Source organism: Paenibacillus aestuarii (assembly GCF_027789125.1).
Lineage (GTDB): Bacteria > Bacillota > Bacilli > Paenibacillales > NBRC-103111 > Paenibacillus_E > Paenibacillus_E aestuarii.
The window spans coordinates 15831-31463 of record NZ_JAQFVF010000044.1 but is presented as its reverse complement, the minus strand read 5'-3'; the positions used below and the strand labels follow the sequence as shown (position 1 = coordinate 31463).

Annotated in this window: 19 protein-coding genes; 15 read left to right on the top strand and 4 right to left on the bottom strand. The window is 50.1% G+C overall.

Annotated features, from left to right (window positions below; translation table 11 throughout):
• Positions 1–113 precede the first annotated feature (113 nt).
• The gene (gene mtnA, locus O9139_RS18730) at positions 114–1181 is read right to left on the bottom strand and encodes an S-methyl-5-thioribose-1-phosphate isomerase (protein ID WP_270880992.1); all 1068 of its coding nucleotides are present in this window, start codon (positions 1179–1181) and stop codon (positions 114–116) included.
• Positions 1178–2404 (bottom strand): S-methyl-5-thioribose kinase, encoded by a 1227-nt coding sequence (gene mtnK / locus O9139_RS18725; protein WP_270880991.1) that lies wholly within the window; start codon positions 2402–2404, stop codon positions 1178–1180. The genes mtnA and mtnK overlap by 4 nt, the downstream gene beginning before the upstream one ends.
• Positions 2405–2590: 186 nt before the next feature.
• Between mtnK and O9139_RS18720 the strand changes: the two genes are divergently transcribed.
• From O9139_RS18720 to sufB, 8 genes are all read left to right on the top strand, one after another.
• Positions 2591–3040, top strand: a complete 450-nt coding sequence (locus tag O9139_RS18720) for a Dps family protein (RefSeq protein WP_270880990.1) — start codon at positions 2591–2593, stop codon at positions 3038–3040.
• Positions 3041–3131: 91 nt separating this feature from the next.
• Positions 3132–3320 (top strand): hypothetical protein, encoded by a 189-nt coding sequence (locus O9139_RS18715; RefSeq protein ID WP_270880989.1) that lies wholly within the window; start codon positions 3132–3134, stop codon positions 3318–3320.
• A gap of 121 nt (positions 3321–3441) precedes the next feature.
• The gene (locus O9139_RS18710) at positions 3442–4014 is read left to right on the top strand and encodes a DUF1802 family protein (RefSeq protein WP_270881078.1); all 573 of its coding nucleotides are present in this window, start codon (positions 3442–3444) and stop codon (positions 4012–4014) included.
• A gap of 155 nt (positions 4015–4169) precedes the next feature.
• Positions 4170–5000: a Fe-S cluster assembly ATPase SufC gene (sufC, locus tag O9139_RS18705; protein ID WP_270880988.1), complete on the top strand. Its 831-nt coding sequence runs from the start codon at positions 4170–4172 to the stop codon at positions 4998–5000.
• A 15-nt stretch (positions 5001–5015) separates the two neighbouring features.
• Positions 5016–6311: a Fe-S cluster assembly protein SufD gene (sufD, locus tag O9139_RS18700; protein ID WP_270880987.1), complete on the top strand. Its 1296-nt coding sequence runs from the start codon at positions 5016–5018 to the stop codon at positions 6309–6311.
• Positions 6308–7531: a cysteine desulfurase gene (locus tag O9139_RS18695; RefSeq protein ID WP_270880986.1), complete on the top strand. Its 1224-nt coding sequence runs from the start codon at positions 6308–6310 to the stop codon at positions 7529–7531. The genes sufD and O9139_RS18695 overlap by 4 nt, the downstream gene beginning before the upstream one ends.
• Complete coding sequence (gene sufU / locus O9139_RS18690; RefSeq protein ID WP_270880985.1) at positions 7518–7952, top strand: Fe-S cluster assembly sulfur transfer protein SufU; 435 nt, start codon at positions 7518–7520, stop codon at positions 7950–7952. The genes O9139_RS18695 and sufU overlap by 14 nt, the downstream gene beginning before the upstream one ends.
• Before the next feature lie 24 nt (positions 7953–7976).
• Positions 7977–9374, top strand: a complete 1398-nt coding sequence (gene sufB, locus O9139_RS18685) for a Fe-S cluster assembly protein SufB (protein WP_270880984.1) — start codon at positions 7977–7979, stop codon at positions 9372–9374.
• Positions 9375–9656: 282 nt separating this feature from the next.
• Here the strand turns inward: sufB and O9139_RS18680 are convergent, their stop codons facing one another.
• Positions 9657–10037: an Asp23/Gls24 family envelope stress response protein gene (locus O9139_RS18680; protein ID WP_270880983.1), complete on the bottom strand. Its 381-nt coding sequence runs from the start codon at positions 10035–10037 to the stop codon at positions 9657–9659.
• A 271-nt stretch (positions 10038–10308) separates the two neighbouring features.
• Here O9139_RS18680 and O9139_RS18675 point away from each other — a divergent pair, with 271 nt between their 5' ends.
• Positions 10309–10806, top strand: coding sequence for a hypothetical protein (locus O9139_RS18675; RefSeq protein ID WP_270880982.1), 498 nt, complete (start codon positions 10309–10311; stop codon positions 10804–10806).
• Here O9139_RS18675 and O9139_RS18670 read toward each other — a convergent pair.
• On the bottom strand, positions 10801–11076 hold the full coding sequence (locus O9139_RS18670) for a hypothetical protein (RefSeq protein WP_270880981.1): 276 nt from the start codon (positions 11074–11076) through the stop codon (positions 10801–10803). The two genes, O9139_RS18675 and O9139_RS18670, sit on opposite strands and share 6 nt — an antisense overlap.
• A gap of 124 nt (positions 11077–11200) precedes the next feature.
• Between O9139_RS18670 and O9139_RS18665 the strand changes: the two genes are divergently transcribed.
• The 6 genes from O9139_RS18665 (at position 11201) to O9139_RS18640 (ending at position 15632) form a co-directional block, all read left to right on the top strand.
• Positions 11201–12313 carry a C40 family peptidase gene (locus tag O9139_RS18665; protein WP_270880980.1) on the top strand — a complete coding sequence of 371 codons (1113 nt, stop codon included), beginning with the start codon at positions 11201–11203 and terminating at the stop codon, positions 12311–12313.
• A 119-nt stretch (positions 12314–12432) separates the two neighbouring features.
• Positions 12433–12654, top strand: coding sequence for a hypothetical protein (locus O9139_RS18660; RefSeq protein WP_270880979.1), 222 nt, complete (start codon positions 12433–12435; stop codon positions 12652–12654).
• Entirely contained in the window at positions 12651–13388 is a 738-nt protein-coding gene (locus tag O9139_RS18655; RefSeq protein ID WP_270880978.1) for a hypothetical protein, read from the top strand. The genes O9139_RS18660 and O9139_RS18655 overlap by 4 nt, the downstream gene beginning before the upstream one ends.
• 5 nt (positions 13389–13393) lie before the next feature.
• Entirely contained in the window at positions 13394–14590 is a 1197-nt protein-coding gene (locus O9139_RS18650; protein ID WP_270880977.1) for a glutathionylspermidine synthase family protein, read from the top strand.
• On the top strand, positions 14587–15246 hold the full coding sequence (locus O9139_RS18645; RefSeq protein ID WP_270880976.1) for a hypothetical protein: 660 nt from the start codon (positions 14587–14589) through the stop codon (positions 15244–15246). The genes O9139_RS18650 and O9139_RS18645 overlap by 4 nt, the downstream gene beginning before the upstream one ends.
• Positions 15243–15632, top strand: a complete 390-nt coding sequence (locus O9139_RS18640; RefSeq protein WP_270880975.1) for a DUF350 domain-containing protein — start codon at positions 15243–15245, stop codon at positions 15630–15632. Before O9139_RS18645 ends, O9139_RS18640 begins: the two co-directional genes overlap by 4 nt.
• The last annotated feature ends 1 nt before the right edge of the window (position 15633 follow it).

Below are 15633 nucleotides of genomic sequence, written 5' to 3'. Positions count from 1 at the left end.
CGATCTGTCCTCTGCAATGGGGCTATTTTCGAACTAGTGCGTTTCTCGTGCTTGAGACCAGCCAGCCAGCACAAAAAAGGCTGTCCCCCCTGGGAACAGCCCTCAATGCGCTCTTACTCAAATAGCTTGCGCAAGTTTTCGCCGTATGGCGCGCGCACGATGCCTTTTTCCGTAATAATCGCGGTCACGTATTCGCTCGGTGTTACGTCAAACGCAGGATTGAACACCTTCACACCTTGCGGTGCCGTACGTTTGCCGAAGCCTTGCGTAATCTCATCTTCGTGACGCTCTTCAATCGGAATATCCGCACCTGTCGGCGTATTCAGATCGATCGTCGACAGCGGGCACGCGACGTAGAACGGAATGCCGTGCGCCTTAGCCAGCACAGCTACGCTGTACGTGCCGATTTTGTTGGCCACGTCACCGTTGGCCGCCACGCGGTCCGTACCGACGATGACCGCTTGCACCCAACCCTTGGACATGACCGCGCCGGCCATGTTATCGCAGATCAGCGTCACGTCAACGCCGGCCTGCTGCAGTTCAAAAGCGGTCAGCCGTGCGCCTTGCAGCACAGGCCGGGTCTCATCGGCGAACACCTTGATGTTCATGCCTTTTTCCTTCGCCAAATAAAACGGCGCCAGCGCCGTGCCATATTTGGCGGTAGCCAAACCGCCGGCGTTGCAGTGCGTCAGCACGCCGAAACCATCTTCGAACAGCGTCAGCGCGTGTTCGCCGATCAGCCGGTTCGTTTCCTCGTCCTCGGCTTGAATCTTCTGCGCTTCATCGAGCAGCGCCTGCTTGAATTCAGCAGCGCTAGCACCGGCTGCAGCAAGCTCGTTCGCCCGCGCGCGCATGCGGTCGAGCGCCCAGAACAAGTTCACCGCCGTCGGACGGGACGTTGCCAAATAATCCGCTTGCTTCCTAGCTTCCGTCAGCAGCGCGTCCACAGCTGCATCCAGCCCGCGGATGCCGAGGTAAACCCCGTACGCGGCAGCGATGCCGATCGCCGGAGCGCCGCGAACTTTCAAATGCCGGATCGCTTCCCACACCTCCACCGGTGTTTCCAGCGGCAAATACACAATCTCCTCCGGCAGCAGCCGTTGGTCCAACAAGTCCAGCTGCTGGCCATTCCAGCGCAAGGACTGCAATGCGCCTTCTACATGATTTACACTAGTGGTCATAGAACGAATCCTCTTTCTACTGTCGATTCTTTGATAGCAAGCTCGATAAGCTCATCGATGGATTTGGCTTGACGGTTGAAGCGAATCAGGGTTGTGCCGATCGCCAGCGCCATACGCTGTGCGCGCTCTCTGGCCGCTGCGTCTTCAATTTTGTCAATATCCGCTACATGCGCCAGACCATAAATGCGGCGTACCATTTTGGCCCCTGTAAAGCCAAATGTATCCTGCAGCAAGGAAGCCATGAAGTGATCCTGGTAGCCAGGTGTTTGGAAAACACGGTCGACGCCATGCTCATTCCACAAGGCGCGGAAATTACGCTCAAAATGCGTCCACACGTCTTTTACCGTTTGCAACAAATAGTTGCGGTATGCAGTGCGGCTTTCTGGATCGGGGCTCCAGCCTTCTTGTGCGGCAAAGTTCAGCAGCAGATTGGCAAGGACAGCACCGATGTCAAAGCCCATTGGGCCATAATAAGCAAACTCCGGATCAATCACTTTCGTCGAATCCGGCTTGATGAAGATGCTGCCGGTATGCAAATCGCCGTGCAGCAGCGCTTGAGCGCTGGTCAGAAACTTATTGCGCAGAATGGCGACTTCAAGATGCAGCTCGTGGTCTTTCCAAATTTTTTCGGCAGCATCACGGATATGTGGCTCGATGCTGTTCGTTTCGGCATCCCGATACGGATCGTCGAAGATCAGATCTTCCGTAATTTTGCAAAGCTCAGGATTGATAAAACGTCCGAGCTGTACTTTTTTCTCTTGCTGGTTTTTCCCCAGGTCCGAAGTGAAGAAAAGCGTATGAGCCAAGAAACGGCCGATATGCTCGGCGAAGAGCGGATATTGGTTGCGCTCGATAAGCCCGCGGCGCATAATGACATGATCGCTCAAATCTTCCATAACGGTGAGCGCCAAATCCGACTCGTAGGCGTACACGTGCGGTACGAGGTCCGGGCACAGCGCTTCTTCGATTTGCAGTGCTTCGCTTTCGATCCGTGCGCGGTCCAGCGTGAGCGGCCAGGATTCGCCAACGACCTTGGCATAAGGTAAGGCCTGTTTCAAAATAATGCTTTTGCCCGTCGCGGGTTCCGTAATGTGAAAGACCAGATTCAGGTTGCCGTCGCCGATTTCGCGGCTTGCCAACTCAGATCCGGCTTGGAATAAATCGGGGATCGAACGTGCGTATTCGATGGCCTGCGCTTCGCTAAGCGGATGATAATTGGACATGGTAAAGCCTCCTCTATGTATTGGTGTTAAATCCAACCAATTTACTGTGTATTATTCATCTGTACACTAGTATAAGATAAAATGCCAAAGCTTGAAATACTAAGTTACGAAAACCTGCATAAAAGTACATGATTTCGACGTTTTTGGACAAGACTAGCCTGTACGAATACTCAGGAGGCGATGTTTATGGCGGTAGCTGCCGCACAGTCCATTCAAACGATTTTGAACAAGCAAATTGCGAATTGGAGTCTGCTTTATGTAAAACTTCATAATTACCATTGGTATGTCAAAGGTAATCAGTTCTTTACGCTGCATGTGAAATTCGAGGAACTGTATAATGAAGCGGCACTTCACATCGACGAGCTGGCCGAGCGGCAGCTTACTGTTGGCGGCAAGCCTGTGGCCACGATGAAGGAGTATCTCTCGACGTCTTCTTTGAAGGAAGCAACAGGCTCAGAGAACGCCACGCAAATGGTGCAGTCGCTTGTCGACGATATCACCGTCGTGGTTGAAGAGCTGAAGGCCGGGATCAAAGCGTGCGATGAAGCGGATGACGAGACGACGTCCGACATGCTGCTAGGGATTCAGACTTCGATCGAGAAGCATCGCTGGATGCTTCGTTCCTTCCTGGGCTAGGCCGGATTTACAAAACCTTTAAGCTGCGCAAACATTAGATTGACGATTTTCTGGTATATTGAGAGCAACTGATCTTGGGAGGAACGTTAGCGTGATGAGAGTCCTGAATCTGCTGCTCGTATGCACCGCTTTCTTTTTATTGCTAGTATTAGCCTTTAACGCGGAATCACCCGGCTCGGCTGTAAGTTCGACAACAACCCCGAACCCGAACCCGATGAAACAGAATCAGGAACAGTTTGCCCGCATTCAACCGGCATATTACGCCGAAACTGCAAAATAAATCGATATAGGGATGGCCAGACGGCTGTCCCTTTTTGTTTTGCGCGTAACGTTGTGTTGTTATCGGAGATTTCTTATAATGGATAGGATCATGTGGAGAACGAGGTGGACGAGGTTTGGTTATGTTACCTATCGCCCTTAAAGAGTGGGCATCGGCCATAAAAGCGCTGGAAGACGGCAGCCAGATCTTCATCATGCGCAAGGGAGGCATCGTTGAGGAAACGAGGGATTTTCAGGTGCAAGCAGACGCTTTCTTTCTATATCCGACTTACGAGCACCAACGCAAGGGGTTATTAAAGGAAGAGTTTCGAGGCGTCATCGATGATACGCTTGCTGGTTGGAGTCCCGATGACAAGGAGGTCAAAATCGGCGTATACGCGCAAATGGTTGAAGATATCTTGGTCAGCGACCAAGAGCAGTTGGACAAGATATTTCCTTTTCACATATGGACAGAGAACTTCACAGAGGAAAGATTAAAGTGGAAACGCAGCAATCCGCTGCATATTATGCTGCTGAGAGTACATAAGTTGGAGCAGCCGCTCCACATCCCGATCGAACAAGCCTATCTGGGATGCAGATCATGGATTCAAGTACAAGCAAGCCTGCCTTCGGACATCGCGATGACCCCTGTGCTCAGCGACAGTCAATTCGCGGCGCAAGCTGACGAAATCAAACGCAGACTGGCGTCGAATTAGGTCAGGAAGCCACAGAATGGACGACTTACTTGCGGAATTCCCCTTTCTTGATTTGATGTAGTAAGTTATAATAGAATTATTCTAATGAGAATCAGTGAGAATCAGTTAATAATGATTTTCATATACAAGTACATTTAATTATGGAGGCTTACGAAATGGCAAATTCACCAACATTCACAATAGACGGTCTGAAAGCGAACGTCGAAGGAAAGGAAATCCTGAAAGGACTTAGCCTCGAAATTAAAGGCGGCGAAGTTCATGCGATTATGGGCCCGAACGGTACTGGTAAGAGTACGCTGGCTTCCGCATTGATGGGCCATCCCAAATATGAAGTAACAGAAGGCTCTGTTGCGCTGGACGGCGAAGACGTGCTGGAAATGGGCGTTGACGAGAGAGCACGCGCTGGCTTGTTCCTAGCTATGCAATACCCAAGCGAAATCACGGGCGTAACGAACGCCGACTTCCTGCGCAGCGCCATTAACGCACGCCGTGGCGAAGGCAATGAGATTTCCTTGATCAAGTTCATCCGCCAAATGGAAGCGAAGATGAAGCAACTGGAAATGAACCCAGAGTTCATGCACCGTTACTTGAACGAAGGTTTCTCCGGCGGTGAGAAGAAGCGTAACGAAATTCTGCAAATGCTGCTGCTTGAGCCGAAAATCGTCATCCTTGACGAGATCGATTCCGGTCTTGACATCGACGCGCTTCGCATCGTAGCTGAAGGTGTTAACGCTATGCGCAACGAAGAGCGCGGCTTCCTGATCATCACGCACTACCAACGTTTGCTCAATTACATTAATCCTGATTTTGTACATGTTATGATGCAAGGTCGTATTGTGAAATCCGGCGGTCCTGAGCTGGCAGAGCGTCTGGAAGCGGAAGGCTATGACTGGATTAAAGAAGAACTCGGCATCGTGGACGAAACGGTTGGTCAAGATGAGGAAGAATTCAAAATTCCTATGAACACGACTGCACCGAAGTACTAAATCAGGAGGATTACGATGAGCACTCAAACTACGCTTTCCATCGATTCGAATGCGGTCATCGAGCTCTCCCGCAGCAAGCAGGAGCCGGAATGGATGACAACCCTTCGAACAGAAGGGCTTAAGCTTGCCGAATCACTGGAATTACCTAAGCTTGAAAAAACAAGAATCGACCGTTGGAGCGTTTCCTCTTACGGCACATATAAAACGCAAGCCCCGCTTTCTTCCCTGGATGAGCTTCCGGAAGTAGCAAGAGGGCTGGCAAGTCCGAACAACCTAATCGTACAGCGCAACTCCGGCATCGTGCACAAGCAAGTAGCTGAGGAGCTTAAGCAGCAAGGCGTTATTTTCACCGATTTGGAAACAGCCCTGCAAGAGCATGCCGATCTGGTGCAGCCTTACTTCATGAAAGCTGTTGAAGCGAACGAGAACCAAGTGACGGCTCTTCATGCGGCGCTTTGGAACGGCGGTATTTTCCTGTATGTACCGAAAAATGTTCAAGTCGAAGTTCCGCTTCAAGCGCTCTTCGTTACAGATGATGCCGAAGCGAGCTTTGCGCCGCACGTGTTGATCGTCGCTGAACAGTTCAGCTCGGTCACTTACGTTGACAACTTCGTGTCCTCCCATACAGGCGGACAATTGGTTCAGAACGGTATCGTCGAAGTGTTCGTGAAGCCAGGTGCCAAAGTGCAGTATGCTTCCGTTCATAACTTGGGTGAGACTGTAACAGATTTGACTTACCGCCGTGCGATTCTCGAGAACGACGGCGCGGTTCAGTGGGTTGTAGGCGAGCTGAACTACGGCAACACGATGTCCGATACGACATCGATTCTTAAAGGCAATGGCTCCGATTCCGACGCGAAAGTCATTTGCGTAGGTACGGATGAGCAGAAGCTGAACTTGACGACGCGTGCCGTTCACTGGGGCAAAGCTTCCACGAGCGATATGATTACACGCGCGGTTATGAGAGATGGCGCAACTGCGATCATCAACGGCATCACGAAGATCGAGAAGGGCGCTACCGGTTGTAACGGCCAGCAAACGGAGAAAGTGCTGATGCTGAGCCCGAAAGCTCGCGGAGACGCGAACCCTATTCTGTTGATTGATGAAGACGATGTGAAAGCAGGCCACGCAGCCAGCGTAGGCCAAGTGAATGCCGAGCAAGTGCATTATCTGATGTCCCGCGGAATTCCGAAGGAAGTCGCGCAGCGCCTCATCATTTACGGATTCTTGGCGCCTGTCGTTTCCGAAATTCCGATCAAGGCGATCGAAGAGCAATTGCAAGGCTTAGTGGAGAGGAAGCTGGGGCAATGAAACCAAACGAGATACGTGAACTGTTTCCCATTCTCAAACAGGAAGTGAACGGTCATCCCCTGGTTTACTTGGACAGCGCAGCGACATCCCAGAAGCCGATCACGGTGATAGAAGCACTTAAGCATTATTATGAGTGGGACAATTCAAACGTACACCGTGGGGTTCATACACTGGGTTCTCGCGCTACGGATGCTTATGAAGGGGCACGCGCTAAAGTTGCCCGTTTCATTAACGCCACCAGCGAACAGGAGATCGTTTTTACAAGAGGTACAACGACTGCCATCAATATCGTGGCTAGCAGCTATGCCAAAACGCTGCGTGAAGGCGATGAAATCGTCATCACGCCGATGGAGCATCACAGCAACCTGATTCCTTGGCAGCAAGCTGCGAAGGCGTCGGGAGCCACGTTGAAATATATTCCTTTACAGCCGGATGGCTCGATCGCCATCGCCGATGTGGAGAACGTCATTACAGACCGTACGAAAATTGTCTCGGTCGTCTACGTCTCTAACGTGCTTGGCGTGATCAATCCGGTGAAAGAAATTGCAGCTATCGCACATAAACATGGTGCGAAGATGATGGTCGACGGCGCACAAAGCACGCCGCACATGAAAGTGGATGTGCAGGATTTGGATTGCGATTTCTACGGGCTTTCCGGTCATAAGATGTGTGGCCCTACCGGAATCGGGGCATTGTATGGGAAGAAGGCTTTGCTGGAAAATATGGAGCCGGTTGAATTCGGCGGCGAGATGATCGACCATGTGGATCTTTATGAATCGACATGGAAAGAACTGCCTTGGAAGTTCGAAGGCGGAACACCGATCATCGCCGGTGCTGTCGGTTTAGGCGCGGCAATCGATTTTCTGCAAGAAGTCGGAATGGACAATATTTTTAAACACGATATGCAGCTGACGAATTATGCGCTGGATCGTATGTCGCAGATCGAAGATCTGACGGTCTATGGTCCAACGAACAACCGTGCCGGACTCGTAACGTTCAATCTGGGCGATGTCCATCCACATGATGTGGCAACCGTACTGGATGCGGAAGGAGTCGCTGTCAGGGCAGGTCACCACTGTGCTCAGCCATTGATGAGATGGCTGCAAGTGACGGCTACCGCGCGGGCCAGCTTTTATCTGTACAATACAGAAGATGATATTGACCGACTTGTAGCGGCCTTACAAAAAACAAAGGAGTACTTCGGTCATGCAATTGGATGATTTATACCGCAGAGTGATTATGGATCACTATAAAAATCCACGCAATCGTGGGAAATTCGAATCTGACGAGGCTGTGACGATCGACCTGAACAACCCTACCTGCGGCGATAAAATTTCGCTGCAGATGCAAGTGGAAGGCGGCGTCGTGAAGAACGCTAAGTTTCTTGGAGAGGGCTGCTCGATCAGCCTTTCTTCCGCTTCGATGATGACAGATGCCGTCAAAGGCAAAACACTCGAAGAAGCGCTACGTATGGCTGAAGACTTTTCAAGCCTGATGAAGGGCGAGCATCCCGAGTTTGAATACGAGGATATCGAAGCTTTATCCGGCGTGAACAAGTTCCCGGCTCGGATCAAATGCGCAACTCTTGCCTGGAACGCACTGCGCAAAGGCATTGAGCAGACGCAAAAGAACGGAAAGTAATGAAAGAAGAGGTGGAAATCAACCATGGCTAAACAAATGCCAGATCTCGAAGATTATAAATATGGTTTTAGAGACGAACATAAAGCGGTGTTCCAATCCGGTAAAGGCTTGACTCGCGAAATCGTTGCGGAAATTTCCAAAATGAAAGGCGAACCGGACTGGATGCTTCAATTCCGTCTGAAGTCTTTGGAGCAATTCTTCGCGATGCCGATGCCACGCTGGGGCGGCAACCTGGATGATCTGGATTTCAACGACATCCAGTACTATGTGAAACCGTCCGAGAAGCAAGGTAAAACGTGGGAAGAAGTGCCTACAGAAATCAAAGAAACGTTCGATAAACTCGGTATCCCTGAAGCGGAACAAAAGTTCCTTGCAGGTGTATCTGCACAGTACGAGTCCGAGGTCGTTTACCACAGCATGCAGAAGGAACTTGAAGAGCAAGGCGTTATCTTCACAGATACTGATACGGCGCTTCGTGAGTACCCTGAGCTGTTCAAAGAATACTTCGGCACGGTAATCCCGCCTAGCGACAATAAGTTCGCGGCGCTAAACAGTGCGGTATGGTCCGGCGGTTCGTTCATTTACGTACCAAAAGGCGTAAAATGCGAAATCCCACTGCAAGCTTACTTCCGGATTAACTCGGAGAACATGGGTCAATTCGAGCGTACGCTCATTATCACTGACGAAGACAGCTTCGTGCATTATGTAGAAGGCTGTACAGCTCCGATCTACAGCACGAACTCCCTGCACTCTGCGGTGGTTGAGATCGTATGTAAGAAAAATTCCCGTGCCCGTTATACAACGATCCAAAACTGGGCGCCTAACATCTACAACCTCGTTACTAAACGTGCAGTTGCTGAAGAGAATGCAACTATGGAGTGGGTTGATGGCAACATCGGTTCCAAGCTGACGATGAAATATCCAGCTGTTGTGCTGAAAGGCCGCGGCGCCAAAGGCATGGTTCTGTCCATCGCCGTTGCGGGCAAAGGGCAACACCAAGACGCTGGCGCGAAAATGACGCATCTGGCGCCTGATACAACTTCGACGATCGTATCTAAGTCGATCTCGAAGCATGGCGGTAAAGTAACTTACCGCGGCTTGGCTTCCTTTGGACGCAATTCGCAAGGTTCCAAAGCGAACATCAAGTGCGATACGTTGATTCTGGATAACGAATCGACTTCGGATACTATTCCTTACAACGAAATCATGAACGATAACATTACGCTGGAGCACGAAGCTACTGTATCCAAGGTATCTGAGGATCAATTGTTCTACCTCATGAGCCGTGGTTTGACAGAGGCGGAAGCTACACAAATGATCGTTATGGGCTTCATTGAGCCGTTCACGAAAGAACTGCCAATGGAGTATGCTGTTGAGATGAATCGCCTGATCAAGTTCGAGATGGAAGGTTCTATTGGTTAAGAGTTAATCGACACATATATGTGTAAAATCCGTAGATATTATCTACGGATTTTTTTATTTTGCCCTTGCATTGGACCCGGTTCTAGCAACAAACCGTCAAAAGGCGTTCTGTAGACAAAAAGCGCATCAAGCGCCTTTTGTTGAACTAACTATCGGAATCCGTTGTTTGAAAAGAATCCTGCGTTGCTTATTTATGTAAGGTTGATAGTCTTTTGCTTATGCTGTCGCAAAAAGCAGGGAACCCCATCTTCTCAACAAGTGGGGCTGTTCTTTTTCAATATGCTACTTAGCGACCCGTTCATCTGCTTGATCTTCATCTTCTTTGAAGGATACACCTTCAACCTTTACATTGACGGAAACGACTTTGAGGCCTGTCATATTCTCAATGGTTTCCTGAACATTCTGCTGCAGCTCGCGGCATACATCTTGAATGCGGGAGCCATAAATGACAATCACACGAAGGTGGATGGCTGTTTCCACTTGGCCGACCTCTACAGAGACGCCTTTTTGAATGTTTCTGCCGCTCAGCCGTTTAGCCAAGCCTTCTGAAATGCCTGCAGACATGGCTGCAACGCCTGGTGTTTCCAGTGCGGCAAGTCCTGCGATGGTTGACACGACGTCATCGGAAATCGTAATTACGTTAGTCTGATTGTCTTTTGACATACGGATAGCTCAACTCCTTAAATTCGATATACAAATGAATCCTAAAAATCAACACCACGCAAGGATTCACTGAATGAAGGGGCAATTTCGTAAAGTTATTGTAACAACAAAATATGACAAAAGTTCGTTAGTAATTGTTATTAAATGGTTAGTTTATCCGTCTCCAGACTGATTTCCAAGCCTCCCCTGGACGGTTTTGAGTAACTAACTCGTATGCTATGCTAAATGCAATAACGGCCGTGATATCAGGCATGCAAAGCGAGGGAGCGACATGTCAAGCGAGAAATGGTTCAACGGAATGTGGGAAAGCCGCGGATGGAATCAGCGGGAGATCGACTATCAGTGGCCATCTCCAGCGATGCCGATTATCAACATTCGGACAGGCGGGGGCCGTGGCAAAAAGGTGGCTGTAGGCTTCATTGCCGTCGGGGACGTAGCGATCGGTGTATTCTCCATTGGTGCCGTGAGCGTAGGCGTATTCTCAATCGGCGCAGTGGCGATCAGCTGGCTGCTGTCCATCGGGGCAGTCGCGATAGCTACGTATTTGGCTGGAGGCGCAGTGGCGATCTCTAGCTGGTTTGCGGCTGGGGCAGTCGCCATCGGCCAGTTAGCTTTAGGGGCTGTTGCTATCGGGCAAACAGCATTGGGGGTAGTCGCCATTGGTGCGAGAGCATATGGGCTCGTGCCCATAGGGAATCACGGTTTTGGCCTCGTACCGCTTACCGTGGATTTTTTGAAGTGGATAGCAGGATGGTTCAAAACTTCATGATTTCCATTTAATTTGCAAAGTTGGATCCACCCAGAGCGGCACGGCGATGCTTAGCACCCAGAGAACGATCAATAAGAAGGAAATGAGCGATAAAGCCAAACCATATTTCTTTCCATAACGCAGGTAACTGACGATTCCGCATACAAGCGCTGCCAGCCCGAAGAGGAAGCCGAGTGGGATGCCGAAGAACAAGGCGTTGAGAAGAACGGCGATCAAGCCGAAAATAACGCTAAGCAACGGCAGCGCGGAGCGATTAGGGCTCTGGTACATTGTAGTCCACATCCTTATTAACAATTTCTAGTTATTCCTACATTACCACAATTCATGCATATTTGTAGCAGGGTTGTCTCACCCTAAGGAGGTCAAAACATGTCCTTAAAGGAGAAGAGAACCCATGTGGAAAAGGTTAAAATCAACAGCAGTTGGCGGTATGGCCGTTATTCTGGCAACGACGACGGGATGCGGCAGCGACTATGCACAGCCTAAACCGACAACGCCGGCAGCATCGCCTTCAATTCAACAAGGCACGAGAAGCTTGTCACAGGCCGGCCAAGGCGTAAATATGCTTAGCACTAATCCAGCCAGTGGTAATGCTATTATCCCTATAAAAGCAATAGGAAACGTGAATTATGTGTCGGCCAATGATTTGATCAAGCTGTTGAGATTCCAAACCGATTGGGATTCTACGAAATCAAAGCTTATGATTGGCGATAATGACGCAAACTTCGAACTTATCGTGAATTCGAATAGAGCCATCAAAGAAGACAACGTGATTCATTTGAGTCAACCTATTGTCAAAGAAGGGGATACTGTCTATATTCCAGTATCGGCTTTGGGGGATCTGTTTCAAGATGATATGTCCTTTGACGTTATGGAGCATCAGGTGAGTATTCACCCAACGACGATACCGGTGATTGAACACGAAGGAGATCCGGATCCGGATCCGAGCAGCAATTCGCCTGAGCTCGATTTTGCTGATGATCCGAACGATCCTTTCAAGGGGAATGAGTCGGCCACGAATCCGGCGTCCATTGAAAATCTGAGCAGAGAAGATCTGGAGGTATGGGCGCAGTCGGTCGCTCCGGAGGCAATTCCTGTGTTGAAGAACATCAATCTGAATGCCGTGATCAATAAGGGCGAGCAGTACATGGGTGTAAAATATAAATTCGGCACAGGGCCTTATCCGCAGACAGGAAAATTCGATTGTTCAACCTTTACACAGTACGTATTTGGAAAATATGGTGTCAAACTACCGCGGGTTGCACGCCAGCAAGCAACAGTGGGGAGCCAGGTGAGCCGCAAAAGCTTGAGAAAGGGCGATTTAATGTTTTTCTACGTGCCCGGTCGCTTCAGAACGAACAAAACCGTGGGCCATGTCGGTATTTACATGGGAAATAATAAAATGCTGCACGCCTCGCCAGAGCCGAAAAATGGCGTTCAAATCAGCAATATCAATATTCCATACTGGAAGAAAACATTTTTACGTGCCAAACGCGTTGCAACTTAAGAACAGGTGGAAAAAGCCGATCCTGCGGGATGGGCTTTTTTCTTTTTTAATAAAACTTTGAAACAAATTGCCCGCTCTTGCGTTTTACATATTAGTCACATTTTTGAGGAGGATCCTTGATGAAAATCGTATTCATGGAAAAACTGGCTGGCGGGCAGCTTCGCAACATTGGTGATCGTCCATGGGATCAGTCGTTGATCCAATCGCTGCAGTCAGCCAATTATGTGCTTATCAACCAAAAGGAATATGAAATGATAGAGGGAAGACTCAATTTGGATGATGACACATTCGAATTGCTGTTAATCACAGCAGGTGGACATGGAGGAGGTAGCGAAGAGTGAAGAGGCCGTTCAAAGTGGTGACAGCATCCGTGGGCTTGCTGTTAGCCAGCCAACTGTTCATCTACCCGCAGACACCAGCCATTGCTGCAGGGACGCCGTCACTGGTCGAGTGGTCGAACGATGAAGTGAAAGCTTATTATGACGCGGCCGTAGATTGGAGTCTGCCGATTCAGGCAGCGGAGAAGGACAGCTCCGCGTCACCTTCGCCAACACCATCAGCGGCGGTCGGTGGATCTACTGTCACAAGCAGCGGGACTGCGCCGATTATTGTAAATCATAGCTATGGCGGCGGGTTTGGTTGGGATGACCTGCTGCTGTACCACCTAATTTTTAACTCGGGCAGCCCTTATTCCTCCAGTACTTGGGTCAGCAATCATACGACATATAATTATCGCTCAAATACCCCTTATGTCACGAAGACGTATCAAGGTAATTCCTTCTCCAACCGGTCTGTAGCGAAATCGCCGACGACTTCCAGCGGCAAGGGGACGTTCTCAACGAATAAATCGTCAGCTAGCACAACAACGGGAACCAGCACCAAAAGTACGTCAAGCAGCAGCACGAGCTCTTCAAACAGTGCTAAAACAAGCACAGGCAGCAGCTCCAGCGTAAGCACAGGCAGCAGTTCCAGCTCGAGCAGCGGAAGCTCGAAGTCCACTTCAACGTCCAGCGGCAGCATCGGTGGGAAGTCGAGCGGCTTCAGCTCCTCCTCCTCGTCCAGCTCGGGAGGTTAATTCGGATGGTTTACGAGGTCATCGGAACCCCTTCACCCGACCGGGCGGCCCGCGTACGACAACTGGCGGAGCTTGGATTCACGTGGGCGGACCTGGAGGAGGAAGCCTACTGGATGGACCAGCTCCTGGTGATGGAGCGAGCGTCCTATCATGAGCTGTTCCGCGCGGCAGAGCTGCTGTGGAACATCTTTGATAAAGCGGCCAGACGTGTCAAGGGGCGCAGGGATCTATACGAGCAGCTGTCAATTCCCGAGGTGCTGTGGGATGGGCTTGACCGGCTGGAGATGGCTGCGCCGGGAGTTATCAGCAGATATGCCAGGTTTGATTTTGCCGTCGATCAAGCAGGCCGCATCAAACTGCTGGAGCTGAACGCCGATACGCCGACAGGGTACGTGGAAGCGTCGATCGCAACACCCTGGATGTGCGCTCAGTATGACATCGCTTCGCCGAACGCCGGCATGAAGGAGCTTATCCGCAGCGCCTGGGCAGCGGAAGCACCGGATTATGCCGCTTGTACGGGCTATGGGCAGCACGTCGAGGATAGCGGCACTATCGACGCCTTAGTCAGTCATAGCGGGCGCGAGATCACTTGCATCGATTGCTTGGATTTATGGATCGATGAAGGGGTTGTGAAAGTCGGCGAGCATCAGAGAATCGAGCGAATGTTCGCCCTGTATCCGAAGGAATGGATGGGAATTGACGACGGGGGCGAGGCGTTTTCCTATGCGATTGAGGAACGGTTCATCGAGCTGTTTAATCCGCTGCATGCGATCATTCTGCAATCCAAAGGCCTGCAAGCGCTGATCTGGGAGCTGCACGAGAAGCGGGATCCGATATTTACTGAAGAAGAGCATGCCGCAATTGACACGTATATGCTTGCGACCTATGTAACGCCGGCTTTGTCAGGGAACTACGTCTCCAAATCGATGTTCGGCCGCGAAGGAGGTTCCGTCCAGCTGTTCGATGCGAATGGTGAGCTGGAAGTAATGGACGAAGCGGGTTTTGATACGAGTATTTTTTTCAAGCGCGTATATCAACAGCGGACGGAACTGCCGAAGCTTGGATTTGCGGATGGAGAGATGCATGTGCTGACAGGACTTTTTGTGTTGAATGGGCTGCCTTGCGGCTTGTTAGGCCGCGCAGGCGGCATGATTACCGGTAATTCAAGCCGCTTTGTAGCGATAGGAGTGAAATCAACTTGAAACAGACACGATTTTGGCTAATGGCCGCCGTTATTGTTTTTGCCATCTTTGTGATTTGGGGAATAATGGGGATTTTCCACAAAAAACCATCGGCTATGAGCGCGGCATCGACGGCGTCCGGAAATTCAGGAACAAGCGCGAACGTTGCGGGCAGCAATAATATGCCGTGGGATTATCAGATTCAAGAAGCCAAGGTAGGGGATTTGCTGGATGGTGACATGCTGCTCTTGCCTAACCAGGAACGTATTTCGAATGATCAGAACTTTGCGACCGGCGATCAAGTATGGGTGCTTCGTTATATGAATGCCGCGTTCACGACTAACGATCAAGGGAAGAACGACGTGACGCTCTCGCAATGGAAGCCGATTAAAACGTACAAAACCAAAGAAGAAGCCGATAAGGATTTGGCGGATTTGAAAACGGAAATCAAGACAGACGTGCATTTGGTTGGGGAATATAAAACAGAGCTGGATGGGAATTTTCGCTATTTTGCTGTTGTTGACATGCCGACGGGGCAAAAAGTCAAGCAGCCGATTTCGGAGGAACGCTACGCGAAGCTTAAGGGTAAGGAGAACGTGTCCGTGGTGATCGAGGAAGTTCATGATTACAGTGACTATGATTTATCGATGGCAAAATTCCGGGGGTGGGCAGATTGATCGCCATAAATATTATTATTAGTTTGTTAGTTATCGTTATTCTGCAATTCGCCGGAATGTACGTGTTCAGTTTGATGACGCCATACCGAGATATGGAGGAAATCAATAAGGGCAATGTGGCTGTGGGCATCACGATGGGAGGCAAATTTATTGCAACTGCCATTGTACTTGCCATTGCCGCATATACGAATTCCTCCATCTGGCATATGAGTCTATGGTTCGCGGTAGGCTATGTATGCTTGATTGCCGCATACTGGGTCTTCGATTGGCTGACGCCAGGCTTCCGGCTTTCCGATCAATTGAAGCAAGGCAATGTTGCCGTCGGTACTTTATTGGCAGCTGTCTATATTGGAATGGCCTTAACCATTGGCAGCTTGATTATTTAGG